Here is a 25,657-nt window from a genome sequence, read left to right as displayed (position 1 = left end):
GGCCTGGAACGTCTCACCAGTCTAGTGAATCACACCAACTCGCGAGAAATTCGGCAGATTGCGCATCTTCGGATCCGGCCAGCTCATCCAGACCGCGAAGGCCTTGCCGACGATATTGCGGTCCGGAACCATGCCCAGCAGGTCCTTCGGAATCTTCGGATCGTTCCAGTAGCGGCTGTCGTTGGAGTTGTCGCGGTTGTCGCCCATCATGAAGTAATGGCCGGCCGGCACCTTCCACTGCTTGCCCGGCTCGATGCGGAAGCGGGTCATTTCCTTGCGGATCATGTGCTCCGCGGCGCCCAGCTTCTCCTGGTACAGGGTCACGCTGCCCAGGGTGCCCGGCTCCTCGCCCACCAGCGACTCGGCTACGGCCTGGTCATTGATGAACAGGCGCTTGTCGCTGGTGTAGCGGATGGTGTCCCCAGGAACACCGACCACACGCTTGATGTAGTTGATGTTCGGATCGCTGGGATAGCGGAACACCATGACATCGCCACGTTGCGGGTCACCCACCGGGATCACCTTGGTGTCCAGCACCGGCAGGCGGATGCCGTAGGCGAACTTGTTCACCAGGATGAAATCGCCCACTTCCAGGGTCGGCTTCATCGAACCCGACGGGATCTGGAAGGGCTCGACCAGGAACGAACGCAGCACCAGCACGATGAACAGCACCGGGAAGAACGACTTGCCGTACTCGACGAGCACCGGCTCCTTGTTCAGTTTCTCCAGCACTTCCGGGTCAGCTTCGCCGACCGAACCTTCATAGGCGGAAATGGCCGCCCGGCGGCGCGGTGCGAACAGCACCAGGTCCACCAGGGCGAGAACGCCGCATACCGCAACGGCAATCACCAGCAACAGCGGGAAATTCAGGGTCATAGGGTTCAACTGTCCACTTTGAGCACAGCGAGGAAGGCTTCCTGCGGAATCTCCACGCTACCGACCTGCTTCATCCTTTTCTTACCGGCCTTCTGCTTCTCCAGCAGCTTGCGCTTACGGCTCACGTCACCACCGTAGCACTTGGCCAGCACGTTCTTCCTGAGCGCCTTGACCGTCGAGCGGGCGATGATCTGCCCACCGATGGCCGCCTGAATCGCGACGTCGAACATCTGCCGCGGAATCAATTCCTTCATCTTCTCCACCAGCTGACGGCCCTTGTACGGGGCGTTGTCGCGGTGGACGATCAGGGCGAGGGCATCGACCTTCTCACCGTTGATCAGCACATCGAGGCGAACCAGGTTGGCCGGCTCGAAGCGGTCGAAGCTGTAGTCCAGCGAAGCATAGCCGCGACTGGTGGACTTCAGGCGGTCGAAGAAGTCCAGCACCACTTCGTTCATCGGCAGATCGTAGATCACCTGGACCTGGCCGCTGAGGAAGTGCATGTCGCGCTGGACGCCGCGCTTCTCGATGCACAGGGTAATGACGTTGCCCAGGTGCTCCTGAGGCACAAGGATGGTCGCGCGGCAGATCGGCTCGCGCATCTCGTCGATGGACGAGAGGTCGGGCAGCTTGGACGGGTTGTCGACGTAGAGGATCTCGCCGTTCTTCTGCACGATCTCGAAGATCACGGTCGGTGCAGTGGTGATCAGGTCCAGGTCGTATTCGCGCTCCAGGCGCTCCTGGATGATCTCCATGTGCAGCATGCCGAGGAAGCCGATGCGGAAGCCGAAACCCAGGGCCTCGGAGCTTTCCGGCTCGTACTGCAGCGCGGCGTCGTTCAGGGTCAGCTTCTGCAGCGCTTCGCGGAAGTCCTCGAAGTCATCGGAGCTGACCGGGAACAGGCCGGCGTAGACCTGCGGCTTGATGCGCTTGAAGCCTGGCAGCACGTCCACGTCGGGGGTGTTGTTCAGGGTCAGGGTATCGCCCACCGGCGCGCCGAGGATGTCCTTGATGCCCGCAATGATGAAGCCCACTTCACCGGCCTTGAGGTCCGGAGTCTCGGTGTGCTTCGGGGTGAAGACGCCGACGCTGTCCACCTGGTGGACCTTGCCGGTGGACTTCACCAGGATCTTGTCGCCTTTCTTGACGCGGCCGTGCTTCACACGCACCAGCGAGACCACGCCCAGGTAATTGTCGAACCAGGAGTCGATGATCAGCGCCTGCAGCGGTGCGTCGATCTCGCCTTCCGGAGCGGGAATGGCAGTGACCAGGCGCTCCAGCACGTCTTCCACGCCCATGCCGCTCTTGGCCGAGCAGGCCACGGCGTCGGTGGCGTCGATGCCGATGATGCTTTCGATCTCGTCCTTCACGCGGTCCGGATCGGCCTGCGGCAGGTCCATCTTGTTCAGGACCGGCATCACTTCCAGGCCCTGCTCGATGGCGGTGTAGCAGTTGGCGACCGACTGCGCTTCCACGCCCTGGCCGGCATCCACTACCAGCAGCGCGCCTTCGCACGCGGCCAGCGAACGGCTGACTTCGTAGGTGAAGTCGACGTGGCCGGGGGTGTCGATGAAGTTCAGCTGGTAGGTCTTGCCGTCCTTCGCCTTGTAGTGAAGGGTGACGCTGTGCGCCTTGATGGTGATGCCGCGCTCACGCTCCAGGTCCATGGAGTCCAGTACCTGGGCCTCCATCTCGCGGTCGGACAGGCCGCCGCACATCTGGATGAAGCGGTCTGCCAGCGTCGACTTGCCATGGTCGATGTGGGCGATGATGGAGAAATTGCGGATATGACTCAGGTCACTCACGGCGAACACACTCGGAAGGCTGAAGGCGGCGGTCCGCCGAAAAATAGCGGGGGAGTTTACCTGACTACAGCCTGATGCGTCACGCCGCGCCGGACGGTCAGGCATGAAAAAGGGCGACCGGAGTCGCCCTTTTCTGGTGCGCCGACCTTACTCGGTCAGTTTGAACGTGATGAAGCTCGCACGGCCCTGACGCAGCACGCGCATGGAAATCGAACGATCCTTCGGCAGCGCCTTGGCGATCTCGCTGAAGGTTTTCGAGGAATCCACCGCGCGATTGTTCAGGTGAGTGATGACGTCGCCCGGACGCAGGCCGATCATGGCCGCCGGACCGCCCTGCACTTCCTTGATGACCACGCCGCCCTTGATATCCAGGGACTTGCGCTGCTCGGCAGTCAGCTCCGCCACGGTCACACCCATGCGGTTGCTGCTGCGCTCGGCACCCTTGCCCTCGACTGCGGCGACGGCATCGTCGTCGTCCGGCAGGCTGCCGATGGTCAGGCTCAGGGTCTGGCGCTTGTTGTCGCGGATGACTTCCAGGGACGCCTTGTCGCCCGGCTTCATGTTGCCCACCAGGTGCGGCAGGTCGGCGGATTCATTGATGGTCTGGCCGTTCAGGCTCAGGATCACGTCACCCACCTGCAGGCCGCCCTTGGCCGCCGGGCCGTCTTCCACCAGCTGCGCGACCAGCGCGCCGGCCGGTTTGTCGAGACCGAAGGATTCGGCCAGGTCCTTGTTCACTTCCTGGATCACCACGCCCAGCCAGCCACGGTTGACCTTGCCGCCGGCCTTGAGCTGATCGGCGACGTTCAGCGCCACATCGATCGGGATCGCGAAGGAAAGGCCCATGAAGCCGCCGGAACGGGTGAAGATCTGCGAGTTGATACCCACCACTTCGCCCTGCAGGTTCAGCAGCGGACCACCGGAGTTGCCCGGGTTGATCGCCACGTCGGTCTGGATGAACGGCACGTAGTTTTCGTTCGGCAGACTGCGGCCCTTGGCGCTGACGATACCGGCAGTCACCGAGTGGTCGAAGCCGAACGGCGAACCGATGGCCAGCACCCACTCGCCGACCTTCAGCTTGTCGGAATCGCCCAGCTTGAGCGTCGGCAGGCCCTTGGCATCGATCTTCAGCACGGCCACGTCGCTGCGCGGATCGGCACCGACCAGCTTGGCCTTGTGCTCACTGCGGTCGGACAGGCGTACGAGGATCTCGTCGGCGTCGGCCACCACGTGGTTGTTGGTGAGAATGTAGCCATCATCGGAAATGATGAAGCCCGAACCCAGCGACTGGGCCTCGCGCTGCTGGCCACGGGGCGCCTGACCCTGACCACCCTGGCCGCGGGGAATGCTGCGCTCGAAGAATTCGCGCAGGCCCGGCGGCAGGCCGTCGAGGTCCGGAATGCCCATCTGCGCGTTGGAGCGGTCGGGAAGTTTCTGGGTGGTACTGATGTTGACCACCGCCGGCGAGGCCTTCTCGACCAGCGGAGTGAAGTCCGGTAGTTCAGCCCGCGCGGTGACCGACAGGCTCAGGGCCAGCAGGGCGACCAGCGCAGCCATGCTGCGTTTCAGGGTTTGCATTGACTACAGCTCCCGTGATGTTGATTGGGAAGATCACTAAACAGGGCCGGGCGGCCCACCGACCAGCGCACGCAGCACAACCGGTTGCATCGCCGGATCATCCGCATGGCGTCGCGCATGGCGACGCACCAGCAGCCAGGCCAGCAGGAAACCCGCCAGCCCGGCCACGATGATGAGAGGTTCCCCCAGATCGAGGCGCGCCGCCAGTAGCGCCAGCGCGAACAGCCCGATCAGCGGGGAAAGATAGAAAAGCAGGGCGCTTTTCAGCAGAAGGTCTTCATCCACGCCCAGCAGGATTTCATCGCCAGGCTTAAGACTCGATGAAGCCAGGTTCGGCGAGATGAGCGCTCGCACTCGGCTGCGTCCCTGGGAAACCCCCAGCCGCTCCAGGAGACCCTGGCCGCAACCGGCGTTGACCGAACATCCCGAGCAGGTGGAGCGGCGCAGCGTTTCGACCTGGACCGCTCCAGACTCGACCGCAACCACTCTTCCCCGCTCATGGATCACTGTGGCTGGGCTCCCGTTGGCCGCATGGACAACGCCACGCGCTCGGCCGTGCCACTGGGTATCTCGCCGACCACGGTCACCATGGTGCCGCCATCTTCACTGGCGAACCGCCTCGACACCACGGTGGTCGGGCCCAGCTGGGTGCGGGCATCATCGACCTTGGCGCCGTGCAGCGGCTCGAGGAATACCGAGAAACGCGCCAGTCCGTCGCCATAGGCCAGGCACAGGACCTGGTCATTGGAGACCGGGCTGCGCTCCTGCAGCGTACTGTTCAGGGTAAAGCCCGGCGGCACCCATTCCGAATGCCAGTTGGTCTTCACCTGGGCAACCTTGGCTTCCTTCACCGGCTTGCAGGCCGCGCTCGCCTGCAACTCGCCGTCATCCGGCGCTGCCATGTCGATGCGGGTGAACTGCAGGCGCTCGATGATCTGGCCCTTGTCATTGAGCAGCAGGGACTTGAGCGGCAGGCCCGTCTCCTTGTCCACGTGCAGCTCGAAGCCATAGCGATGCTGGTCACGCGGGATCACCGCCAGCACCACCGCCGGACGATCGGCAATACGCGACTCGCCGGCGACGCGAACGTCGTAGTAGGTAGATAGATCGGCAGGGTTGAGCTTGCGTGCCGGCCACATCTCGCCGGTCGACGCCTGCCCCGACATGCCTCCACCCACGCACTGGGTGGCGCCATCGACGCGCACCACTTCCTGGCGCGGCCCATCGACCTGGACCAGGTGCTCGCGCACCGAGCCGTCACTCTCCACACGATGCCAGACATCGTGGGTGGAGAAGGCTCCGCTGCGTTCGTAGATGAAGGTACCCTGGAAGTTCTGTTGCTGATCAGCCTCGGAGAGGCGCTTGATCCAGTCCAACGCATCGGCGGCCTGGACTGGCAATGCCAGCAGACCGCCGAGGAAGAACAACAGTGCTGTCGTCGCGCGCATGTCGCTCCTTAAGGTCGCAAATCAGCGGCTTTCCAGGCTCGCGGCGCGTGCATAAGGCAGGGCGCTGTCGGTGCCGCTGACGGCGGACTGCTGCGCGTGCTGACGCAGGTAACCCGGAAGACGCTGCTCATGCCAGGTGGTCTGCCCGCCCTGGGCATTGGTGATCACCTGCGGCGCCTCGTCCTGAGTGTAGCCTGCCAGTACCGCCGGGCCCTGGACTTGCGGCAGGGCGATCTGCGGAGTGGCACCTTGCTGGGCAAGGCCGTTGGCGACACTGTCATCCTGGTGGTACATGCGTACACCGGCCAGCACAGCCAGGGTCACCGAGGCGGCGACGGCCAGGCGGCCGACGTTGCGCCACGGATTGCGGCTGCGCGGCGCCGGTGCGGCTTCATCGGCCAGCGCGGCGGACACGGCGGCGGCAATGTCCAGCTTGGGCATGGCCGGCTCGCGGTGCATCACTGCACGGGCCAGTTGGTAACGGGACCAGGTGGCCCGCAATTCGGCGTCCTCGCCGCAGGCTGCAAGCACACGCCGCAGCTCAAGCTCATCCGCTTCGTTATCCATTACCGCGGACAGCGACTCCTGCAGGGCTTCACGACTCATAGCGGTACCTCTCTTGGCTTCTGCCGCTGTATCAGACTTCATCATGCAACAAAGGCTGCAAAGCTTTGTCGATCGCTTCCCGCGCACGGAATATCCGTGAGCGGACGGTCCCCACCGGACACTGCATCACGGTGGCGATATCTTCGTAACTCAGGCCTTCGAACTCGCGCAGGGTCAAGGCCGTGCGCAAATCATCGGGCAGCTGCTGGATGGTGCGATGGACGGTTTCCTCGATCTCATCCCGCAGCATGGCTCTTTCCGGCGACTCGATGTCCTTCAGGGCGTGATCGCCGTCGAAGAACTCCGCGTCCTCTGCCGTGACATCGCTGTCCGGCGGCCGCCGACCGCGCGCAACCAGATGGTTCTTCGCGGTGTTGATGGCGATACGGTACAGCCAGGTATAAAAGGCACTGTCGCCCCGGAAGTTGCCCAAGGCGCGATACGCCTTGATGAATGCTTCCTGTGCAACGTCCTGGGCTTCCTGCGCGTCGTGCACGAATCGCACGATGAGACCCAGAATCTTGTGCTGGTACTTCAGCACCAGCAGGTCGAATGCCCGTTTGTCTCCGCGCTGTACCCGTTCAACCAGTTGCTGATCCTGTTCCTGGGTTAGCATGAATGCTCCTCTGAAAACCTGGAGGAGCTTCGAGCACCCTGGTAAATCGTCCTGCCAAGATAGACTCGGGTCTTTTGCAAAAGTTCTCCCCTCCAAGCATGCGCCGCACAGTTTTTTCACATTTGCGGCAATCGGACCCCGACATGCGTCCGAAGCCCGTCAAATTCAACTGCACCGGGCGGAACACCCGCTCCCCTTCCGCGCAATGTCAATCTGCGCGCAAAGTTGATTGGGTATTCCGCGTTCGAACCGGAACGCCTGAAAAAGTTCCGGTGATTTGCCGTGATCGTTCAATGACTTCGACGCAACCCCTGGCGCCTGCCGGACCGGCTTGAGCGGGGAAGAAAGCTTCCCGCCCTGCGACTGCCGCCCCACCTCACGCGCCTTCGGTGTCATCGGTTCGCCAGTATTGTGCCGTGGCCCCCTTCTATATACTAGGGCGCCATTTTGTGGAGCCGGGTATGAGTCAGCATTTCCAGCACGACGTCCTAGTGATCGGCAGCGGGGCCGCCGGCCTGACGCTGGCTTTGACGCTGCCTTCGCACCTGAAGATCGCCGTGCTGAGCAAGGGCGAACTCTCCCAGGGCTCCACCTTCTGGGCCCAGGGTGGCGTTGCCGCCGTGCTGGATGACACCGATACCGTGGAGTCCCACGTCGAGGACACCCTGGTCGCCGGCGCCGGCCTGTGCCGCGAGGACGCGGTGAAATTCACCGTCGAGCATAGCCGCGAGGCCATCCAGTGGCTGATCGAGCAGGGCGTTCCCTTCACCCGCGACCATGAGCCGGGCCGCGAGGACGGCAGTTTCGAGTTCCACCTGACCCGTGAAGGCGGCCACAGCCATCGGCGGATCATCCACGCTGCCGACGCCACCGGCGCCGCGATATTCAATGCCCTGCTGGAACAGGCCCGCCAGCGGCCGAACATCGAACTGCTGTCGCAACGGGTCGCCGTCGACCTGATCACCGAGCAGAAACTGGGTATGGACGGTCAACGCTGCCTGGGCGCTTACGTACTGGACCGCTCGACCGGCGAAGTCGACACCTTCAGCGCGCGCTTCACCGTGCTTGCCTCGGGCGGCGCCAGCAAGGTCTACCTCTATACCAGCAACCCCGACGGCAACTCCGGCGACGGTATCGCCATGGCCTGGCGCGCCGGCTGCCGGGTCGGCAATCTGGAATTCAACCAGTTCCACCCGACCTGCCTGTACCACCCGCAGGCCAAGAGTTTCCTGATCACCGAGGCGCTGCGTGGCGAAGGCGCCCTGCTCCGACTGCCCAATGGCGAGCGCTTCATGCCGCGCTTCCACGCCCTGGGAGAACTCGCCCCGCGTGACGTGGTGGCCCGCGCCATCGACCACGAGATGAAGCGCCTGGGCATCGACTACGTCTACCTGGACATCAGCCACAAGCCGGCCGAGTTCATCCGCGAGCACTTCCCCACCGTCTACGAGCGCTGCCTGGACTTCGGCATCGACATCACCCGCGAGCCCATCCCGGTGGTGCCGGCGGCGCACTACACCTGTGGCGGCGTACTGGTGGATTCCCAGGGGCGCACCGACGTACCGAACCTCTACGCCATCGGCGAGACCACCTTCACCGGCCTGCACGGCGCCAACCGCATGGCCAGCAACTCGCTGCTGGAGTGCTTCGTCTACGCCCGCTCCGCCGCCGCCGACATCCTCGCCGAACTGCCCAAGGCGCAGACGCTGGTCGCCCTGCCCTGCTGGGACGCCAGCCAGGTGACCGATTCGGACGAGGACGTGATCATCGCCCACAACTGGGACGAGCTGCGGCGCTTCATGTGGGACTACGTGGGCATCGTGCGTACCAACAAGCGCCTGGCGCGCGCCCAGCACCGGGTTCGCCTGCTGCTGGACGAGATCGACGAGTTCTACTCGAACTACAAGGTCAGCCGCGACCTGATCGAGCTGCGCAACCTCGCCCAGGTGGCCGAACTGATCATCCTCTCCGCCATGCAGCGCCACGAGAGCCGCGGCCTGCACTACACGCTGGACTATCCGGACCTGTTGCCCGAGGCCCGCGACACTATCCTGGCGCCGTCCACCTATTGCGACTGAAGCGCAGCCGCACCCGCAGGCGCCGGTGCAACTCCGGCGCCAAGGCGTCGGAAGGTACGCAGACGCTGCGCGCCAGCCAGTCACCAGGACAACGGAAACGCAGGACGATCAACGAGGGCAGCGCCAAGCTGTCCGGCATCAACTGCACGGGTTGAAACCCTTCCCGCTCGCTCCACAACTGCCAGCCCTCGGCGTTGTGGCGCAGCGCACGCACCGAATCCGGCGCGCGCAATAGAATCCGCCCAGGCACAACCCGGCACGCATGCAGCAGGCAGAGGCTCAGGCCGAGCGTTTTCCAGTGAAGGGGAATTTCCGCGAGCAGCAGCGGCAGGACGGCGCAGCATTGCGCGGCGAGGTAGGCCGCCAGCAAACCGATGGACGGCTGCCAGCGGCACTCGAAGGGGTCACTTCGGCTGGACACGGTCCAGGATCATGCGAACGATGATGCGCAGGTCGGCATCTTCCGGCTCGCCGCGCTGCATGAACCAGCCGAACATGTCCTGGTCCTCGCACTCCAGCAGCTTGCGGAAGCGCGCCTGATCGTCGGCGGACAGGCCTGGGTAGACTTCCTGGACAAAAGGCACCAGCAGGACGTCCAGTTCCAGCATGCCGCGGCGGCTGTGCCAGAAAAGGCGTTTGAGTTCGGTTTCGTCGTTCATCTGCGGGTTCCCTCGAATAACTGCGAGCAAATACATCGGAACGCTCGCGAAGTCGACGGACGGCGCGAGCCGAGCGGCATTATACGCATGCTCGGCTCACCCGGCACCCGCTGACAAGGCTGGGCCTGAGCTCTATCATGAGGCCCCTAACTTTCTTCCAGCGAATCGTGATGACCGACTCTGCTTTCTACACCGAACTCAATCACGAAGGGATTCTCGCCGTCCGTGGCGCGGACGCCGCCAAATTCCTCCAGGGCCAGCTGACCTGCAACCTCAATTACCTGAACGCCGAATACTCCAGCCTCGGTGCCCGCTGCACGCCCAAGGGCCGCATGACCTCCAGCTTCCGCATCCTCGCCGAAGGCGAAGGCTTCCTGCTGGCCATGGCCAACGACCTGCTGGACAGCCAACTGACGGACCTGAAGAAGTACGCGGTGTTCTCCAAGGCCACCCTCTCCGATGACAGCACCCAGTGGGCGCGCTTCGGCCTGAGCGGTGCGGACGCTGTCCTCGCCGAACTGGGCCTGAGCCTCTCCGGCGAAGCCGACCAGGTAGCGCGGGTCGAGGGCCTGATCGCCATCGGTCTCGGCCAGGGCCGCGTCGAACTCTGGGCATCGGCCGAACGCGCCGCCACCATCGCCGACCTGCTGCAGACCCACCTGCCCCACGCCGAACTCAACGACTGGCTGCTCGGCCAGGTTCGCGCCGGGGTCGGCCAGGTGTTCGGCGCCACCCGCGAGCTGTTCATCCCGCAGATGATCAACCTGCAGGCCGTAGGCGGCGTGAGCTTCAAGAAGGGCTGCTACACCGGCCAGGAAATCGTCGCGCGCATGCAGTACCTGGGCCGCCTCAAGCGCCGCCTGCAGCGCCTGAAACTCGATGGCGCCGAACTGCCGGAGCCGGGCCGCGAGCTGTTCTCGCCGGTGCATTCCACCAGCGTCGGCGAAGTGGTACTGGCCGCCCGCGCAGCCGATGGCGTGGAGCTGCTCGCCGTGCTGCAGGACGACGCCGCTGCCGACGGCAACGTGCGCCTGGGCGAGGACCAGCCCCTGCGTCTGCTGGACCTGCCTTACGTTCTGGACAGCGACCGCGAGATCCAGCGCTGAATTTCGTGCCGGGCGGGGAGCCCGGCTTTCCCTGAAGGACACTTCATGAGCAAGCTTGCCGAAAAAGTACAACAGGAACTGCTGCGGGCCATCGACAACGATGAGCTGGTGCTGCCGACGCTGCCGGAAGTCGCCCTGCGCGTCCGTGAAGCGGCGGAAGACCCGGACATCAGCATCCAGGATCTGGCCAAGGTGATCGGCAACGACGCTGCCCTGACCGCGCGCATCATCAAGGTGGTGAACAGCCCGCTGCTGCGCACCAACAAGGAAATCACCGACCTGCAGATGGCGATCAGCCGCCTGGGGATCAACTACACCTGCAACCTGGCCACCGGTCTTGCCATGGAGCAGATGTTCCAGGCCACCTCCGACGTGGTCGACCGCAAGATGCGCGAGGTGTGGAACAAGAGCACCGAGATCGCCGGCATCTGCCACGCGCTGTGCCGCCACTACACCCGCCTGGCGCCGGATCAGGCGACCCTGGCCGGCCTGGTGCACCAGATCGGCGTGCTGCCGATCCTCACCTACGCCGAGGAGCACAGCGAACTGCTGGCCGATTCCATCAGCCTCAACCATGTGATCGAGCGCATCCACCCGGTCATCGGCGACCGCATCCTCAAGGCCTGGGACTTCCCGGCGCCGATCGCCGCCGTGCCGGGCCAGCACCTGGACTTCAGCCGCGACTCGGCCAAGGTCGACTACGTGGACATCGTCCAGGTCGCCACCCTGCAGAGCTACCTGGGCAGCCAGCACCCCTACACCGAACTGGACTGGGCGACCATTCCGGCCTTCGCCAAACTGGGCCTGGACCCGAAGGCAGACGTGAAGGAAGACGAAGACCTCTCCGCCGCCATGGAAGCGGCCATGAGCATGCTGCAGTAAGTTCGCGCCGTACCACCCGAAACCCGCCCTTACCGGCGGGTTTCGTTTTTATGGCTCAGGCGATCTCCGCCGGGAAGGTCACCCGCACCAGCAGCCCGCCCAGCTCGCCCTGGCCCAGCTCGATGCGCGCACGATGCGCGCTGCAGATCTCGCCGACGATGGCCAGGCCCAGCCCGGTGCCCTGCTGGCGGCGGCGGTAGAAGCGGCGGAACACCTTGTCGCGTTCCTCCGGCGGGATGCCGGGGCCGTCGTCCTCGACCTCCAGCTCAGCCGGCGAGCGCACGCGGATGATCACGTTGCCGTCCGCCGGGGCATGGGCAATGGCGTTATCCACCAGGTTGCTGAGCAGTTCGTTGAGCAGGGTCGGATCGCCCTTCACCCAGGCCGGCTCGTCCGCCTCCAGTGCCAGCGCCACGCCGCGTGAGTACGCCAGCGGCGCCAGCGCCAGCCCGAGTTCGCGGGCCAGTTGGCCCAGCTCGAGGCGCTCCCCCGCACCTTCGGCGATGGCGCGAGCGCCGCTTTCCACCCGCGCCAGGGACAGCAGCTGGTTGGCCAGCCCGGTCACCCGGTCGGTGTTCTGCACGGCGTCGACCAGCGTCGCCCGCCATTGCTGCGGGTCCTGCTCGCGCAGGCCCAGCTCCAGCCGCGCCTTGAGCGCTGCCAGTGGGGTACGCAGCTCGTGGGACGCCTCGGCAATGAACTGCGACTGGCGGTCGAACAGCCCGCGCAGGCGCACGGTGAAGTGGTTGAGCGCCGCTACCAGCGGGCGCAGCTCCTTCTGCACGCGGACTTCCGGCAACGGCCGCAGATCGTCCGGCTGGCGCTCCTCCACCGCCTCACGCAGACGATCCAGCGGGCGCAGGCCGGCGCTCACCGCGTACCAGACCATCATCAGCGCGGCGATGGCCGACAACGCGAGGTTGAGCAGGGTATCGGCGAGCAGGTTGCGCGCCAGCCGCTCGCGGGCGCCCATGGTTTCGGCGACACGGATTTCCGCCATGCCGTTGACCGTCGGCTGGCTCACCGGCTGCAGCAGGCTGACCACCCGCACGCCCTGCCCTTCGTAGGTGGCGTCGTAGAACTTGGCCAGCGCCGGGTAATCGTCGGTGCGCGGCGTGGTCGGCAGTGGCGCCGGCAGATTCTCGTAGCCGGAGATCATCTTCCCCTGCGGATCGATCACCTGGTAGAAGATGCGCCCGGCGCTGTCGTACTCGAAGCTGTCCAGCGCCACGTAGGGCACGTTCGCGCGCAGGGTGCCGTCGCTGGCGTAGAGGCCGTCGGCGATGTCCCGCGCCGACGCCAGCAGGGTGCGGTCATAGGCGATGTCGGCCGCGTGCCGGGCACGCCAGTAGGTGGCCGCGCTACCGATCAGCAGCAGCACCAGCAGCAGCCCGCCGAGGCGCCAGAGCAGGCGCCCGCGCAGGCTGCCCGTGCCGGGAAGCACCCAGCGCCGTTCAGCCATCCTGGGCCTCGAGCAGATAGCCCAGGCCGCGGAAGGTAACGATGCGCACCGAGCTGCCTTCGAGCTTCTTGCGCAGGCGGTGGACGTAGATTTCGATGGCGTCCGCGCTGGCGTCCTGATCCAGGCCGAACACCTGCGCCGCCAACTGCTCCTTGCTCATCACCCGCCCCGGACGGGCAATCAGCGCCTCCAGCACGGCCTGCTCGCGGGAGGTCAGGTTCATCGCCTGCTCGGCCAGGGTGAAGCGCCGCGCGCCGAGGTCGTAGACCAGCTCGCCACAGCGCTGCTGCTGCTCGCCACCCAGCACACTGCGGCGCAGCAGGGCCTTCACCCGTGCTTCCAGCTCGGTGAGTTCGAAGGGTTTGGCCAGGTAATCGTCGGCGCCCAGGTTCAAGCCGTGCACACGGTCGCGCACTTCACCACGGGCGGTGAGCATCAGCACGGGCAGGGTCTTGCCGCGCTCACGCAGACGCGCCAGCACCTGGAAGCCATCCAGCCGCGGCAGGCCGACATCGAGGATCGCCAGCGCGTAGTCCTCGCTGGCCAGGGCCAGGTCGGCGGCCACGCCGTCCTGCAGCAGGTCCACGGTCCAGCCGGCGCCCTTGAGCGCCTGGGCGACGCTTTCACCGAGTTGCGGATGGTCTTCAACCAGGAGGATTCGCACGCGTTTCTACCCCTCGGACTACAGGTTCGGGCCGGCAGTTTACCCATCCGCGCGCCACTGTGAATGGGGGAAATTCGCTGAAATCACTGCGAAAGGCGACTGAAAGCCTGGCGAAAGCTTAGCCCGTTAGCATCGCCAACGAGCCGCCTCCCGACCCCGAATATTTCAGCGCCGACTGCCCAGGCGCAACGGCGGGAGCAGCGGACTCGACGACGGCAAAGACCGTCAACAGAGCGGAAGGCGGCGTGGTGCCCTTTCGCGACAACAACAAGAACGGAGACCACAGATGCCCACCGCCCGGCCTTTGGCTGCACCGGCTTTTTCCAAGCCCAACTCCCGCTGTCTGACTCCCGCCCTGCTGGCTTTCGCCGGAGTCGCCCCGCTGTGCGAAGCCGCCGGCTTCGTCGAAGACAGCAGCGCCACGCTCAGCACCCAGAACATCTACTTCAACCGTGATTTCCGCGACGGCGCCGGCCAGTCCAAGCGCGAAGAATGGGCGCAGGGTTTCATCCTCGACTTCCAGTCCGGCTACACCCCTGGCACCATCGGCGTCGGCCTCGACGCCATGGGCATGCTCGGTCTGAAGCTCGACTCCTCCCCGGACCGCACCGGCACCGGCCTGCTGCCGACCCACGATGACGGCCGCGCCGCCGACGAGTACAGCAAGCTGGGTCTTACCGCCAAGTTCAAGGCCTCCGAGACCGAACTGAAGATCGGCAGCCTGATCCCCGACCTGCCGACCCTGCAGCCCAACGACAGCCGCCTGTTCCCGCAGACCTTCGAGGGCGGCCTGCTCAACTCCACCGACCTGCCGGGCCTGAACTTCACCGGCGGGCGCCTGGAGAAAGTGAAGGACCGCGACTCCACCGACTACACCGACCTGGCGCTGAACAACAAGAACCGCCGCTTCTCCGGTGGCAGCGCCGAGGGCAAGCACTACGACCTGGCCGGCGGCGACTACCAGTTCACCGACAACCTCACCGGCCGTTACCACTACGCGCAGCTGGACGAGGTCTACCGCCAGCACTTCGTCGGCCTGCTCGCCAGCTACCCGCTGGGCCCCGGAAAATTCAGCGCCGATGTGCGCCTGGCCATCAGCGATGACCAGGGCGAGGCGCGCGGCGGCGAGATCGACAACCGCGCCTTCAACGGCATGCTCGGCTACGCCCTGGGAGCCAACAAGTTCAGCCTCGGCTGGCAGCAGATGAGCGGCGACAGCGCCTTCCCCTACATCGACGGCAGCAACCCCTACCTCGTCAACTTCGTCCAGGTCGGCGACTTCGCCGAGACCGACGAGCGCTCCTGGCAGGTCCGCCACGACTACGACTTCGCCGGCCTCGGCATCCCCGGCCTGACCCTGATGAATCGCTACATCAGCGGTGACAATGCCAAAATCAACGGCATGGACGGTCACGGCAAGGAATGGGAGCGCAACACCGACATCAAGTACGTGATCCAGAGCGGCCCGCTCAAGGACGTCGCGGTGCGCGTGCGTAACGCCACCTACCGTTCCAGCTTCGCGCGGGACGCCGACGAGACGCGTATCTACCTCAGCTACTCCCTGGCGATCTGGTAAACCGACAACAACAAGAGAGGCATCGCACCATGACCACCGTCCTGCGCAACCTGACCCTCGCCGGCGCCACCCTGCTCGCCGCCAGCCAACTGATGGCCGAGCCCAAGCGCCCGGAATGCATCGCCCCGGCGTCCCCCGGCGGCGGCTTCGACCTCACCTGCAAGCTGGCGCAGAGCGCCCTGGTGGACGAGAAGCTGCTGACCAAGCCGATGCGCGTCACCTACATGCCCGGCGGCGTCGGCGCCGTGGCCTACAACGCGGTGGTCGCCCAGCGTCCGGCCGACGGCAACACCATCACCGCCTTCTCCAGCGGCTCGCTGCTGAACCTGGCCCAGGGCAAGTTCGGCCGCTTCGACGAGAACGCCGTGAAGTGGCTGGCCGCCGTGGGCACCAGCTACGGGGCCATCGCGGTGCCCAGCGACTCGCCGTACAAGAACCTCGGCGACCTGGTGGCCGCGCTCAAGGCCGACCCGGGCAAGGTGGTGATCGGCTCCGGCGGCACCGTCGGCAGCCAGGACTGGATGCAGACCGCGCTGATCGCCAAGGCCGCCGGCATCGACCCGAAGCAGCTGCGCTACGTCGCGCTGGAAGGCGGCGGCGAGATCGCCACGGCGCTGCTGGGCGGGCACATCCAGGTGGGCAGCACGGACATCTCCGACTCCATGCCACACATCCGCGCGGGCAAGATGCGCATCCTCGCGGTGTTCTCCGAGGAGCGCCTGAAGGATGAAGGCATGGCCGACATCCCGACCGCCAAGGAGCAGGGCTTCGACATCGTCTGGCCAGTGGTGCGCGGCTTCTACGTCGGGCCGAAGGTGAGCGAAGAGGACTACCAGTTCTGGAAGGCCTCCTTCGACAAGCTGCTGGCCTCGGAAGACTTCGCCAGGCTGCGCGACCAGCGCGAGCTGTTCCCCTTCGCCATGACCGGCCCGGAACTGGACGCCTACGTGAAGCAGCAGGTCGCCCAGTACAAGCAGCTGGCCCGCGAGTTCGGCCTCATCCAGTAACGCCCCGAGCGGCGCCGTCTTCCGCGAAGGCGGCGCCAGGAGACTTCCCATGTCCCGTACCAGCCTCTTCCAGCGGCTGTTCGCCGGCGCCTGGCTGTTCGCCTGCGTCGCCTTCGCCCTGATCGCCTGGCAGCTCCAGGCGCCCTTCTCCTACGAACCGGTCGGCCCGCGCGCCTACCCGCTGCTCTGCCTGGGCCTGATGGCCGTGGGCCTGGCCTGGCTGATCGCCCGTCCCACGCCAATCAAGCGCGAGGAAGACGAACCCGCGCTGGAAGGCGCGCTACTGGGCAAGGTGGTGCTCTGCGTCGTGCTGCTGGCGGTGTATGCCGGCCTGTTCGAGCCGCTGGGCTTCATCCCGGCGAGCGCGATGATCGGCACCTTCATCGCGCTGATCTACGGCGGCCGCCCGGTGGCCAGCGTGGTCACCGCGACGCTGCTCGCCATCGGCCTCTACGTGCTGTTCGACCGCACTTTGGACGTCCCGCTGCCGCTGGGCATCCTCGACCCCCTGCTCTGAGGAACTCGTCATGGAAACTTTGAGCTATCTCGGACAGGGCTTTGGTGTCGCCCTGAGCCCGTACAACCTCATCACCGCGCTGATCGGCACCCTGATCGGCACCGTCGTCGGCCTGCTGCCGGGCCTGGGCCCGATCAACGGGGTGGCGCTGCTGATCCCGGTCGCCTTCGCCCTCGGCCTGCCGCCGGAGTCGGCGCTGATCCTGCTGGCCGCCGTGTACCTGGGCTGCGAATACGGCGGGCGGATTTCCTCGATCCTGCTGAACATTCCCGGCGAAGCCTCCACCGTGATGACCACCCTCGACGGCTACCCCATGGCACGCAACGGCCTGGCTGGCGTGGCCCTGTCGCTGTCGGCCTGGAGCTCGTTCATCGGCGCCTTCATCGCCACCTGCGGCATGGTGCTGTTCGCCCCGCTGCTGGCGAAATGGGCCATCGCCTTCGGCCCCGCGGAATACTTCGTACTGATGGTCTTCGCCATCGTCGCCCTCGGCGGGCTGGCCGGCGACCGGCCGCTGAAGACCCTGCTGGCGGCGCTGCTCGGGCTGTTCCTGTCCAGCGTCGGGATCGACGCCAACAGCGGCGTGTACCGCTTCACCTTCGACAACATCCACGTCTCCGACGGCATCCAGTTCGTCGTGCTGGTGCTGGGCCTGTTCTCGGTGAGCGAGATCCTCCTGCTGCTGGAGAAGACCCACCACGGCCACAAGATGGTCGAGGCCAGCGGGCGCATGCTGTTCAACATGAAGGAAGCCGCCTCGGTGGCCGTGGTCAACGTCCGCTGCGGGCTGCTCGGCTTCATCATGGGCGTGCTGCCCGGCGCCGGTGCGACCCTGGCCAGCGCCGTGGCCTACATGACCGAGAAGAAACTGGCCGGTGACACCGGCAAGTTCGGCAAGGGCGACCTGCGCGGCCTGGCGGCCCCGGAAACCGCCATCGGCGCCTCCGCCTGCGGCGCCCTGGTGCCGATGCTGACCCTCGGCGTCCCCGGTTCGGGCACCACCGCGGTGATGATCGGCGCGCTCAGCCTGTACAACATCACCCCCGGCCCGCTGCTGTTCCAGGAACAGCCGAACATCGTCTGGGGCCTGATCGCCTCGCTGTTCATCGCCAACGTCATGCTGATCATCCTCAACGTGCCGATGGTGCGGGTGTTCACCCGCATCCTCTCGGTGCCGAACTGGGCGCTGGTGCCGGGCATCGCAATCATCACCGCCATCGGCGTCTACGCCGTGCACGCCACCACCTTCGACCTGTTCCTGATGGTCGCCATCGGCATCCTCGGCTACATCCTGCGCAAGCTCGACTTCCCGCTGTCGCCGCTGCTGCTGGGCTTCATCCTCGGCGGGCTGATGGAACAGAACCTGCGCCGCGCGCTGTCCATCTCCAACGGCGAACTGGGCATCCTCTGGTCCAGCCCCATCGCCATCGGCACCTGGGCACTGGTCGCCCTGATGCTTGGCCTGCCGCTCTACCGCGCCTGGCGCAAGCGCGCCCGCCGCTCTCGCGATGCCGTGGCTGACGCCGCGTAAAGCAACCACGCTCGCCGCGTCGAGACGCGCGGCGACTTTCAAGGCCCGCCTTTGTGCGGGCCTCTTTTTTGGGGCGGTTAAAGCGGCGGCAGCGACCAGTCGATGGGCGTCAGGCCGTGCTGTTCGAGGAACTTGTTGGTGCGGCTGAAGTGGCCGTTGCCGAGGAAGCCGCGGTACGCCGACAGCGGCGACGGGTGCGCGGACTTGAGCACCAGGTGCTTCTGCGCGTCGATCAGCTTCTGCTTGCTCTGTGCGTGGGAACCCCAAAGCAGGAACACCAGGTTCTCGCAGCGCTGGCTGACCACTTCGATCACCTTGTCGGTGAACGGGCCCCAGCCCGCCTGGGCGTGGGAGCCGGCGCGGGCCTGCTCGACGGTGAGCGAGGTGTTGAGCAGCAGCACGCCCTGTTCGGCCCAGTGCTGCAGGTAGCCGTGGCTGGGGATCGGCAGGTTGAGGTCGCGTTGCAGCTCTTTATAGATGTTCTGCAGCGACGGCGGCGTCGGCACGCCCGGCTGCACCGAGAAGCACAGGCCATGGGCCTGGCCCGGGCCGTGGTACGGGTCCTGGCCGATGATGACGACCTTGATGCGCTCCAGCGGCGTGGTGTTCAGCGCGTTGAAGATCAGCGGGCCGGGCGGGAAGATCACCTTGCCGGCGGCCTTCTCCGTGCGCAGGAACTCGCCCAGCTGCTTCATGTAGGGTTTTTCGAACTCCTCATGGAGGGCTTCTTTCCAGCTGGGTTCCAGCTTGATCCGGTCGTCGTGGGTCATGGTGCGTCTGCCTGGTGAAACGAACCGGCACGCTAAGCAAGCGCCCCGGCCAAGTCAAGGCGACTTGTGCCGCACCGCCCAGGAGCCCGGCAAGCGCGGTGCACCACTGCCCAGGCCAGCCAGAATCCAAGCTGCGACGGCGACCGTCAGCCCCAGGTGGAACAGCTCGCGGCGCGGCACGCCGGCCAGTTCGCCACGGGTGCCGATCAGCAGGCCGCTACCGATGAACAGCAACGCGCCAAGCAGCGCCAGCGCATAGCGCCGGGAGCGACCGGGCCAGGCGATGACCAGCAAGGCGATCAGGTTGCTCACCAGCGAGAGCTGCGCCAGGAAGACCAGCAGCACGCCGATCACCAGCACCATCACTTGCCGGCCGGGCCCGCCGGACAGACGCCCGAGCGCGATCAACGGCAGGCCTACGGCGCCGGACACCACGCTCGCCAAATGATGCGCCTCAGACAATGCCACGACGCCTCCATACTCCAGCGCGCCCAGCAGCGCCGCGATACCCATGGACAGGAAGCCCAGCGCGCGCCAGCCCATCTGCTCGCGCAGGGCGAGACAGGCGGCGATGGTGCAGGCCAGGGTGAGCAGCAGTTCGGCGATCACGGGCAACATGGGGCAGTCCTTCTTCTTGTCATCGGCGCAGACTAGCGAGCCCCGCCGCTGCGCGCACGGTCGAGCACGCCAGCGCAGGCGACGCCGCGCGCCATCCTGCGTCCATCGACCACGTCCGGATTCGACCAAAGGCCAATGGGAGTGGCCGGCCAGTCTGTGCACAGTCCCCTCTTCGCTTCACCCGCCAATAAAAACAACAGGGAACGAACATGCGCTTTCTGACTGCCGCACTCTCGCTGGTGGCTGCCTTCAGCTGCCTGGCGCAAGCCGCCGAACCGATCAACCTCGGCCTCAATTACCCCCGCACCGGCTCCTACAAGGAAGAAGGCCTCACGCAGATGCGCGGCGCGCTGCTGGCCATCGACGAGATCAACGCCCAGGGCGGCGTGCTCGGCCGGCCGCTGCATCTGCTGAGCAAGGACGACGCCTCGCGCCCGGAAAAAGCCCTGCGCAATATCGACGCCATGGCCGCCGACGGTGCGGCGATGTTCTTCGGCGGCGCCTCCAGCGCGGTAGCCATCGCCGCCGGAGAACGGGCGGCGCAGAAGAAGTTGCTGTACTTCGGCACCCTCACCTACTCCAACGACACCACCGGCAAGGACGGCCAGCGCTACATGTTCCGCGAGTGCAACAGCGCCTGGATGAGTGCCCGCGCGCTGGGCAACTACCTGGGCCGCACGCTGCCGGGCAAGCGCTACTTCTACGTCACCGCCAACTACACCTGGGGCCTGACCACCGAAAGCTCGCTGCGCCACTACACCGGCACCGAAGACGCCGCCCGGCACCCGTCGATCAAGGTGCCCTTTCCCGGCGCACGCCTTTCCGATTACCGCGATGCGCTGACCCAGGCGGCTGCGAGCAAGGCGGACGTGCTGGTCCTGGCGCTGTTCGGCGAGGACCTGGTGCATGCCATGCGTATCGCCGATGAACTGGGCCTGACGCGCAACCACCAGATCATCGCGCCCAACCTCACCCAGAGCATGGTCGAGCTGGCCGGGCCCGGCCTGATGCAGGGCGTGATCGGCACCGAACCCTGGACCTGGCAGGTCCCTGAGCGCGAAGGCTCGGCGCGCGGCCAGGCCTTCGTGCGCGATTTCACCCAGCGCTACGGCGTCTACCCCGCCAGCTCCGCCGCCTCGGCCTACAGCATCGTCTACCAGTGGGCCGACGCCGCCCGGCGCAGCGGCAGCCTGGACAGCGACGCGCTGGTCAAGGCGCTGGAAGGCCATCGCTACAGCCTGCTCAAGGGCGAGCAGCAATGGCGCGACTTCGACCACCAGAACATCCAGCGTGTCTACGTGGTGAAGGTGAAGCCGCGCGACGAGGTGATGCGCAGCCCGCTGCACCAGGACTACTTCGAGATCGTCGAGCACATGGACGGCCCCGAGGCGGCCCCCTCCCTCGCCGAATGGCAGGCCGAACGCAGCGCCGCAGGCAAGCCGCTGACCCTGCAATGACTCAGCCGGTGTGCAGCGCCCGGTAGTGACTGGGCGCCATGCCCACCACGCTCTTGAACAGCCGCGAGAAGTAGTACGGGTCGGCGTAGCCCAGTTGCTCAGCCACCTGGCGTACTTCCAGGTTGCCCTGGTCGAGCAGCCGGCAGGCGTGGGTCATCTTCAGCCGGATGAAGTCCTGGATCGGCGCCTGGCCGGTCAGCGCGCGGTAGGTCTTGGCGAAGTGGAAGCGCGACAGGCGGAACTGCGCCGCCAGCTCGTCGAGGTTCAGCGCATCGTGCAGGTGCTCGCGCATCATCGCCTGCACCGCCTCCACGTCCAGCACCCGTCCGGACTTCAGCCGCGCCCGCGCCGGGCGCAGGGCCAGCGAGGTCAGCAGGCTCTGCAGCAGGTGGGCGGCATGGATGAAGTGCGGCAGGCTCAGGCCTTGCCGGCGCAGCGCCAACAGCGCATCGAACTCACCGAGAATGCGCGGCTGCACGCCCACGCGCAGGCGCGGCAACTTGCCCAGCGGGCGCAGAAAGTCCTCGGCCAGCCGGCCTTCCAGGTGCACCCAGAAGATCGACCAGGGTTGCTGCAGGTCGGCGCCATAGGCGTGGGCGCGGCCCTTGGGCAGCACCAGCAGATCACCGCCGGCGACCTCGAATCGTCCATCCGCCGTTTCCAGCCAGCCGAGCCCTGCGCTGCAGTAGATCAGCAGGTGATCGTCCGGGTCTTCCCGCTCCATGCGATGCCCTACCGCTGCCGGGTAGTAGCCCAGCGCCAGCGGATAGCAGGCCTGGCCCAGCGGATGGCGATCCAGCGCGCGGCGCAGGCGTGGCGGGGTGATGAAGCGCACGCCCTGCTGCGGCAGCGGCCAGGTAGAGATCAGTGGACGGGACATGGGCACGAATCCGGGATCGGCAATACCAAGATCGTCCATCCCCAGCACAAGATCGTCAATCCACAGCCGATGGCGCAACGGCTATAACCGAAGGACTCTTTACCCAAGAGCCCAATAAGCGCGCGCCACGAGCGCGAAGCGGTAGCCGACAAGAACAAACAGAGGTAGCTGCATGCATTTCGATCTGTCCGAAGAACAACGCCTGCTGGTGGAGAGCGCCCGCGCCTTCGCCAGCCGCGAACTGGCGCCCCACGCCGCCGACTGGGACCGCCAGCACCACTTCCCGGTGGAAGTGATCCGCCGCGCCGCCGAACAGGGCTACCTGGGCCTGTACATCGCCGAGCAAGACGGCGGCCTGGGCCTGTCGCGCCTGTCCGCCTCGCTGATCTTCGAGCAACTGGCCGCAGGCTGCGTCGCCACCACCGCCTACATGACCATCCACAACATGGCCAGCTGGATGCTCTCAAGCTTCGGCGACGCCGCGCTCAAGGAGCAGTGGCTGCCGGGGCTGATCGGCGGCGAGCTGCTGGCCTCCTACTGCCTGACCGAGCCGGACGCCGGCTCCGACGCCGCGCGCCTGCGCACCCGCGCCAAACGCGACGGCGATGACTACGTACTCGACGGCGCCAAGACCTTCATTTCCGGCGCCGGCTCCACCGACGTGCTGATCGTCATGGCGCGCACCGGTGAGGAAGGCGCCAAGGGCATTTCGTGCTTCCTGGTGCCGGCCAACGCCGAGGGCATCCGCTACGGCCGCAACGAGGACAAGATGGGCTGGAAGGCGCAGCCGACCCGCACCATCACCTTCGAAGGCGTGCGCATCCCCGCCGGCAACCGCATCGGCCCGGAGGGCCAGGGCTTCGTCTACGCCATGAAGGGCCTGGACGGCGGCCGCCTGAACATCGCCAGTTGCTCCCTCGGCGCGGCCCAGGCGGCGCTGGAGCAGTCGCTGCGCTACGTCGAGGAGCGCAAGCAGTTCGGCAAGGCGCTGGCCGAGTTCCAGGCCCTGCAGTTCAAGCTCGCCGACATGCTCACCGATCTCACCGCCAGCCGGCAGATGGTGCGCCTGGCCGCGCACAAGCTGGACCACAAGGACGGCGAGGCGACCCTGTATTGCGCCATGGCTAAGCGTTTCGCCACCGACCGCTGCTTCGCCCTGTGCAACGAGGCGCTGCAGCTGCACGGCGGCTACGGCTACCTCAACGACTACCCGCTGGAGCGCTGGGTGCGCGACAGCCGCGTGCACCAGATCCTCGAGGGCACCAACGAGATCATGCGGGTCATCGTCGCCCGGCGCCTGCTGGAACAGGGCGGAATGCTGGACCGCCTGCTCTGACCCGGCCGCAACGAATCACTGGAAAAACCGCCCGCCCACGCGGACGCAATCGAACAGATCGGACATGGACTCGCCCTGCCGCGCACGCCTAGAGTCCATGCCCATACGCCCGCCCGCTGGCGACACCGACAAGGAGATGCCCATGAGCAACGCCCTCGAACCCTACAAGCCCGGAGTCTTCGACCTGACCCACAAGCTGACCGTGGAAAAACACGGGCACACCGCGCTGATCACTATCAACCACCCGCCGGCCAACACCTGGGACCGCGACTCGCTGATCGGCCTGCGCCAGGTGGTCGAGCACCTGAACCGCGACGACGATATCTACGCCCTGGTGGTGACTGGCCAGGGTCCGAAATTCTTCTCCGCCGGCGCCGACCTGAACATGTTCGCCGACGGCGACAAGGCCCGCGCCCGCGAGATGGCCCGCCGCTTCGGTGAAGCCTTCGAGACGCTGCGCGACTTCCGCGGCGTGTCCATCGCCGCGATCAACGGCTACGCCATGGGTGGCGGGCTGGAATGTGCCCTGGCCTGCGATATCCGCATCGCCGAGCGCCAGGCGCAGATGGCCCTGCCCGAAGCCACCGTGGGCCTGCTGCCCTGCGCCGGCGGCACCCAGGCGCTGCCGTGGCTGGTCGGCGAAGGCTGGGCCAAGCGCATGATCCTCTGCGGCGAGCGTGTCGATGCCGACACCGCGCTGCGCATCGGTCTCATCGAGCAGGTCGTCGATACCGGCGAAGCCCGCGGCACCGCCCTGCTGCTGGCGGCCAAGGTCGCGCGGCAGAGCCCGGTGGCGGTGCGCACCATCAAGCCGCTGATCCAGGGCGCCCGCGAGCGCGGCCCGACCACCTGGCTGCCGGAGGAGCGCGAGCGCTTCGTCGACCTGTTCGACGCCGACGACACCCGCGAGGGCGTGAACGCCTTCCTGGAAAAACGCGACCCGCACTGGCGCAACCAATAAGGCCCTGACCATGAATGTGATGTTCGAAGAACGCCCCGGTCTGCATGGCTTCCGCATCGGCGTGGTGACGCTGGACGCGGAGAAGAGCCTGAACGCCCTGAGCCTGCCGATGATCGAGGCGATGAACCACCAGCTGCGCGTCTGGCAGGACGACGCGCAGATCGCCTGCGTGGTGCTGCGCGGCAACGGCGGCAAGGCCTTCTGCGCCGGCGGCGACGTGCGCAAGCTGGTCGATGCCTGCCGCGAGAAGCCCGGCGAGGTGCCGGAACTGGCGCGCCGCTTCTTCGCCGACGAGTACCGCCTGGACTACCTCATCCACACCTATTCCAAACCGCTGATCTGCTGGGCCCACGGCTACGTCATGGGCGGCGGCATGGGCCTGATGCAGGGCGCCGGCGTGCGCATCGTCACTCCGAGCAGCCGCCTGGCCATGCCGGAAGTGAATATCGGCCTGTACCCGGATGTCGGCGCCAGCTGGTTCCTCGCCCGCCTGCCCGGCCGCTTTGGCCTGTTCCTCGGGCTGACCGCGACGCAGATGAACGCCCGCGACGCGCTGGACCTGGACCTCGCCGACCGCTTCCTGCTCGACACTCAGCAGGACGACCTGATCGAAGGCCTGGTGCAACTGAACTGGCGCGAACAGGCTGACGTGCAGCTGCACAGCCTGCTCCAGGCGCTGGAGCACGAAGCCCGTGGCGAGATGCCCGAAGCCCAGCTGCTGCCGCGCCGCGCACGCCTGGATGCGGTGCTCGACAGCGCCAATATCGCCGAGGCCTGGAACGCACTGACCGCGCTGGTCAACGACGAGGACGCGCTGATCGCCCGCGGGGCGAAGACCCTCGCCTCGGGCTGCCCGCTGACCGCCCATCTGGTCTGGGAACAGATCCGCCGCGCGCGCCATCTGTCGACTGCCGAGGTGTTCCGCATGGAATACGCGATGAGCCTGAACTGCTGTCGCCACCCGGAATTCCCGGAGGGCGTGCGGGCCCGGCTGATCGACAAGGACAACACCCCGCACTGGCACTGGCCGGATATCGCTGCCATACCTGATGCTGTGGTGAATGCGCACTTCGACGCGACCTGGGAGGGCGAGCATCCGCTGGCGGACCTGTAACCGCCCTCCCTGAGCAGCGTAGGGCGCATAACCTGGAACAGGTTATCCGCCGCCGACCGAGCGGCGGATAACGCTGGCGCGTTATACGCCCTACGCGAACCGCTACCCGC

25 protein-coding genes are annotated in these 25,657 nt (G+C 66.3%); 11 read left to right on the top strand and 14 right to left on the bottom strand.

The genetic code is table 11. The annotated features are described in order from the left end of the window. Positions 1 to 21: 21 nt before the first annotated feature. The 7 genes from lepB to rpoE form a co-directional block, all read right to left on the bottom strand. Positions 22 to 876, bottom strand: coding sequence for a signal peptidase I (gene lepB / locus IB273_RS19460; RefSeq protein ID WP_081517634.1), 855 nt, complete (start codon positions 874 to 876; stop codon positions 22 to 24). Between the two features lie 5 nt (positions 877 to 881). Further along, positions 882 to 2,681 (bottom strand): translation elongation factor 4, encoded by a 1,800-nt coding sequence (lepA, locus tag IB273_RS19455; protein WP_045210230.1) that lies wholly within the window; start codon positions 2,679 to 2,681, stop codon positions 882 to 884. A 147-nt stretch (positions 2,682 to 2,828) separates the two neighbouring features. Next, positions 2,829 to 4,259, bottom strand: coding sequence for a DegQ family serine endoprotease (locus IB273_RS19450; protein WP_081517633.1), 1,431 nt, complete (start codon positions 4,257 to 4,259; stop codon positions 2,829 to 2,831). A 36-nt stretch (positions 4,260 to 4,295) separates the two neighbouring features. Continuing rightward, positions 4,296 to 4,766, bottom strand: coding sequence for a SoxR reducing system RseC family protein (locus IB273_RS19445; protein ID WP_192224806.1), 471 nt, complete (start codon positions 4,764 to 4,766; stop codon positions 4,296 to 4,298). After that, a complete protein-coding gene (locus tag IB273_RS19440) occupies positions 4,763 to 5,707 on the bottom strand; it encodes a MucB/RseB C-terminal domain-containing protein (RefSeq protein WP_151189625.1) in 945 nt (314 codons plus the stop codon). The genes IB273_RS19445 and IB273_RS19440 overlap by 4 nt, the downstream gene beginning before the upstream one ends. A 21-nt stretch (positions 5,708 to 5,728) precedes the next feature. Then, positions 5,729 to 6,313 (bottom strand): sigma-E factor negative regulatory protein, encoded by a 585-nt coding sequence (locus IB273_RS19435; RefSeq protein ID WP_081517630.1) that lies wholly within the window; start codon positions 6,311 to 6,313, stop codon positions 5,729 to 5,731. 31 nt (positions 6,314 to 6,344) lie between these two features. After that, entirely contained in the window at positions 6,345 to 6,929 is a 585-nt protein-coding gene (gene rpoE / locus IB273_RS19430) for an RNA polymerase sigma factor RpoE (RefSeq protein WP_017516654.1), read from the bottom strand. Positions 6,930 to 7,390: 461 nt separating this feature from the next. Between rpoE and nadB the strand changes: the two genes are divergently transcribed. Beyond that, entirely contained in the window at positions 7,391 to 9,007 is a 1,617-nt protein-coding gene (gene nadB / locus IB273_RS19425; protein ID WP_151189624.1) for an L-aspartate oxidase, read from the top strand. Here the strand turns inward: nadB and IB273_RS19420 are convergent. Further along, positions 8,976 to 9,428, bottom strand: a complete 453-nt coding sequence (locus IB273_RS19420; RefSeq protein WP_192224805.1) for a protein YgfX — start codon at positions 9,426 to 9,428, stop codon at positions 8,976 to 8,978. The genes nadB and IB273_RS19420 overlap by 32 nt on opposite strands. Next, the gene (locus IB273_RS19415; protein WP_081517627.1) at positions 9,412 to 9,666 is read right to left on the bottom strand and encodes a succinate dehydrogenase assembly factor 2; all 255 of its coding nucleotides are present in this window, start codon (positions 9,664 to 9,666) and stop codon (positions 9,412 to 9,414) included. Before IB273_RS19415 ends, IB273_RS19420 begins: the two co-directional genes overlap by 17 nt. A 170-nt stretch (positions 9,667 to 9,836) precedes the next feature. On the opposite strand from IB273_RS19415, the gene IB273_RS19410 reads away from it, so the two are divergent. After that, complete coding sequence (locus IB273_RS19410; protein WP_192224804.1) at positions 9,837 to 10,772, top strand: YgfZ/GcvT domain-containing protein; 936 nt, start codon at positions 9,837 to 9,839, stop codon at positions 10,770 to 10,772. A gap of 45 nt (positions 10,773 to 10,817) precedes the next feature. Further along, positions 10,818 to 11,654, top strand: a complete 837-nt coding sequence (locus IB273_RS19405; RefSeq protein ID WP_081517625.1) for an HDOD domain-containing protein — start codon at positions 10,818 to 10,820, stop codon at positions 11,652 to 11,654. Positions 11,655 to 11,709: 55 nt separating this feature from the next. Here the strand turns inward: IB273_RS19405 and IB273_RS19400 are convergent, their stop codons facing one another. Together IB273_RS19400 and IB273_RS19395 are read right to left on the bottom strand one after the other, a co-directional pair. After that, entirely contained in the window at positions 11,710 to 13,116 is a 1,407-nt protein-coding gene (locus IB273_RS19400; RefSeq protein WP_192224803.1) for a sensor histidine kinase, read from the bottom strand. Then, entirely contained in the window at positions 13,109 to 13,780 is a 672-nt protein-coding gene (locus IB273_RS19395; protein ID WP_024765529.1) for a response regulator, read from the bottom strand. Before IB273_RS19395 ends, IB273_RS19400 begins: the two co-directional genes overlap by 8 nt. 286 nt (positions 13,781 to 14,066) lie before the next feature. Between IB273_RS19395 and IB273_RS19390 the strand changes: the two genes are divergently transcribed. Genes IB273_RS19390 through IB273_RS19375 form a run of 4 tightly spaced genes read left to right on the top strand, consistent with a single transcriptional unit; the run spans position 14,067 to position 18,411 of the window. Further along, positions 14,067 to 15,356 carry an OprD family porin gene (locus tag IB273_RS19390; protein WP_192224802.1) on the top strand — a complete coding sequence of 430 codons (1,290 nt, stop codon included), beginning with the start codon at positions 14,067 to 14,069 and terminating at the stop codon, positions 15,354 to 15,356. Positions 15,357 to 15,385: 29 nt separating this feature from the next. Continuing rightward, entirely contained in the window at positions 15,386 to 16,363 is a 978-nt protein-coding gene (locus IB273_RS19385) for a Bug family tripartite tricarboxylate transporter substrate binding protein (RefSeq protein ID WP_081517622.1), read from the top strand. Positions 16,364 to 16,412: 49 nt separating this feature from the next. Next, positions 16,413 to 16,880: a tripartite tricarboxylate transporter TctB family protein gene (locus tag IB273_RS19380; protein ID WP_192224801.1), complete on the top strand. Its 468-nt coding sequence runs from the start codon at positions 16,413 to 16,415 to the stop codon at positions 16,878 to 16,880. A gap of 10 nt (positions 16,881 to 16,890) precedes the next feature. Continuing rightward, a complete protein-coding gene (locus IB273_RS19375) occupies positions 16,891 to 18,411 on the top strand; it encodes a tripartite tricarboxylate transporter permease (RefSeq protein WP_192224800.1) in 1,521 nt (506 codons plus the stop codon). A 77-nt stretch (positions 18,412 to 18,488) separates the two neighbouring features. On the opposite strand, the gene ung is transcribed toward IB273_RS19375, so the two are convergent. Next, positions 18,489 to 19,181 carry a uracil-DNA glycosylase gene (gene ung / locus IB273_RS19370; protein ID WP_151189617.1) on the bottom strand — a complete coding sequence of 231 codons (693 nt, stop codon included), beginning with the start codon at positions 19,179 to 19,181 and terminating at the stop codon, positions 18,489 to 18,491. A gap of 54 nt (positions 19,182 to 19,235) precedes the next feature. After that, positions 19,236 to 19,799, bottom strand: coding sequence for a hypothetical protein (locus tag IB273_RS19365; RefSeq protein WP_192224799.1), 564 nt, complete (start codon positions 19,797 to 19,799; stop codon positions 19,236 to 19,238). A gap of 209 nt (positions 19,800 to 20,008) precedes the next feature. Between IB273_RS19365 and IB273_RS19360 the strand changes: the two genes are divergently transcribed. Further along, positions 20,009 to 21,256 (top strand): ABC transporter substrate-binding protein, encoded by a 1,248-nt coding sequence (locus IB273_RS19360; RefSeq protein ID WP_192224798.1) that lies wholly within the window; start codon positions 20,009 to 20,011, stop codon positions 21,254 to 21,256. Position 21,257: 1 nt separating this feature from the next. Here IB273_RS19360 and IB273_RS19355 read toward each other — a convergent pair whose 3' ends face one another. Continuing rightward, positions 21,258 to 22,136, bottom strand: a complete 879-nt coding sequence (locus IB273_RS19355; RefSeq protein ID WP_192224797.1) for an AraC family transcriptional regulator — start codon at positions 22,134 to 22,136, stop codon at positions 21,258 to 21,260. A 172-nt stretch (positions 22,137 to 22,308) separates the two neighbouring features. On the opposite strand from IB273_RS19355, the gene IB273_RS19350 reads away from it, so the two are divergent. From IB273_RS19350 to IB273_RS19340, 3 genes are all read left to right on the top strand, one after another. Beyond that, on the top strand, positions 22,309 to 23,472 hold the full coding sequence (locus tag IB273_RS19350) for an isobutyryl-CoA dehydrogenase (protein ID WP_151189615.1): 1,164 nt from the start codon (positions 22,309 to 22,311) through the stop codon (positions 23,470 to 23,472). A gap of 142 nt (positions 23,473 to 23,614) precedes the next feature. Beyond that, a complete protein-coding gene (locus IB273_RS19345; protein WP_081517615.1) occupies positions 23,615 to 24,433 on the top strand; it encodes an enoyl-CoA hydratase in 819 nt (272 codons plus the stop codon). A gap of 10 nt (positions 24,434 to 24,443) precedes the next feature. After that, positions 24,444 to 25,547: an enoyl-CoA hydratase/isomerase family protein gene (locus IB273_RS19340; protein ID WP_192224796.1), complete on the top strand. Its 1,104-nt coding sequence runs from the start codon at positions 24,444 to 24,446 to the stop codon at positions 25,545 to 25,547. Positions 25,548 to 25,657 lie beyond the last annotated feature (110 nt).

It is taken from the genome of Pseudomonas sp. PDM19 (assembly GCF_014852215.1).
Taxonomy (GTDB): domain Bacteria; phylum Pseudomonadota; class Gammaproteobacteria; order Pseudomonadales; family Pseudomonadaceae; genus Pseudomonas.
The sequence above is the reverse complement of the archived record's forward strand: the minus strand, read 5'-3'. Positions and strand labels throughout refer to the sequence as shown.

Coding starts and splice junctions, on each gene's coding strand:
- IB273_RS19345 (WP_081517615.1), top strand. CDS start 23,615: ATGAGCAACGCCCTCGAACCCTACAAGCCCGGAGTCTTCGACCTGACC.
- IB273_RS19415 (WP_081517627.1), bottom strand. CDS start 9,666: ATGAACGACGAAACCGAACTCAAACGCCTTTTCTGGCACAGCCGCCGC.
- nadB (WP_151189624.1), top strand. CDS start 7,391: ATGAGTCAGCATTTCCAGCACGACGTCCTAGTGATCGGCAGCGGGGCC.
- IB273_RS19400 (WP_192224803.1), bottom strand. CDS start 13,116: ATGGCTGAACGGCGCTGGGTGCTTCCCGGCACGGGCAGCCTGCGCGGG.
- IB273_RS19450 (WP_081517633.1), bottom strand. CDS start 4,259: ATGCAAACCCTGAAACGCAGCATGGCTGCGCTGGTCGCCCTGCTGGCC.
- IB273_RS19375 (WP_192224800.1), top strand. CDS start 16,891: ATGGAAACTTTGAGCTATCTCGGACAGGGCTTTGGTGTCGCCCTGAGC.
- rpoE (WP_017516654.1), bottom strand. CDS start 6,929: ATGCTAACCCAGGAACAGGATCAGCAACTGGTTGAACGGGTACAGCGC.
- IB273_RS19355 (WP_192224797.1), bottom strand. CDS start 22,136: ATGTCCCGTCCACTGATCTCTACCTGGCCGCTGCCGCAGCAGGGCGTG.
- IB273_RS19360 (WP_192224798.1), top strand. CDS start 20,009: ATGCGCTTTCTGACTGCCGCACTCTCGCTGGTGGCTGCCTTCAGCTGC.
- ung (WP_151189617.1), bottom strand. CDS start 19,181: ATGACCCACGACGACCGGATCAAGCTGGAACCCAGCTGGAAAGAAGCC.
- IB273_RS19340 (WP_192224796.1), top strand. CDS start 24,444: ATGAATGTGATGTTCGAAGAACGCCCCGGTCTGCATGGCTTCCGCATC.
- IB273_RS19440 (WP_151189625.1), bottom strand. CDS start 5,707: ATGCGCGCGACGACAGCACTGTTGTTCTTCCTCGGCGGTCTGCTGGCA.
- lepB (WP_081517634.1), bottom strand. CDS start 876: ATGACCCTGAATTTCCCGCTGTTGCTGGTGATTGCCGTTGCGGTATGC.
- IB273_RS19350 (WP_151189615.1), top strand. CDS start 22,309: ATGCATTTCGATCTGTCCGAAGAACAACGCCTGCTGGTGGAGAGCGCC.
- IB273_RS19410 (WP_192224804.1), top strand. CDS start 9,837: ATGACCGACTCTGCTTTCTACACCGAACTCAATCACGAAGGGATTCTC.
- IB273_RS19385 (WP_081517622.1), top strand. CDS start 15,386: ATGACCACCGTCCTGCGCAACCTGACCCTCGCCGGCGCCACCCTGCTC.
- IB273_RS19435 (WP_081517630.1), bottom strand. CDS start 6,313: ATGAGTCGTGAAGCCCTGCAGGAGTCGCTGTCCGCGGTAATGGATAAC.
- IB273_RS19405 (WP_081517625.1), top strand. CDS start 10,818: ATGAGCAAGCTTGCCGAAAAAGTACAACAGGAACTGCTGCGGGCCATC.
- IB273_RS19380 (WP_192224801.1), top strand. CDS start 16,413: ATGTCCCGTACCAGCCTCTTCCAGCGGCTGTTCGCCGGCGCCTGGCTG.
- IB273_RS19365 (WP_192224799.1), bottom strand. CDS start 19,799: ATGTTGCCCGTGATCGCCGAACTGCTGCTCACCCTGGCCTGCACCATC.
- IB273_RS19390 (WP_192224802.1), top strand. CDS start 14,067: ATGCCCACCGCCCGGCCTTTGGCTGCACCGGCTTTTTCCAAGCCCAAC.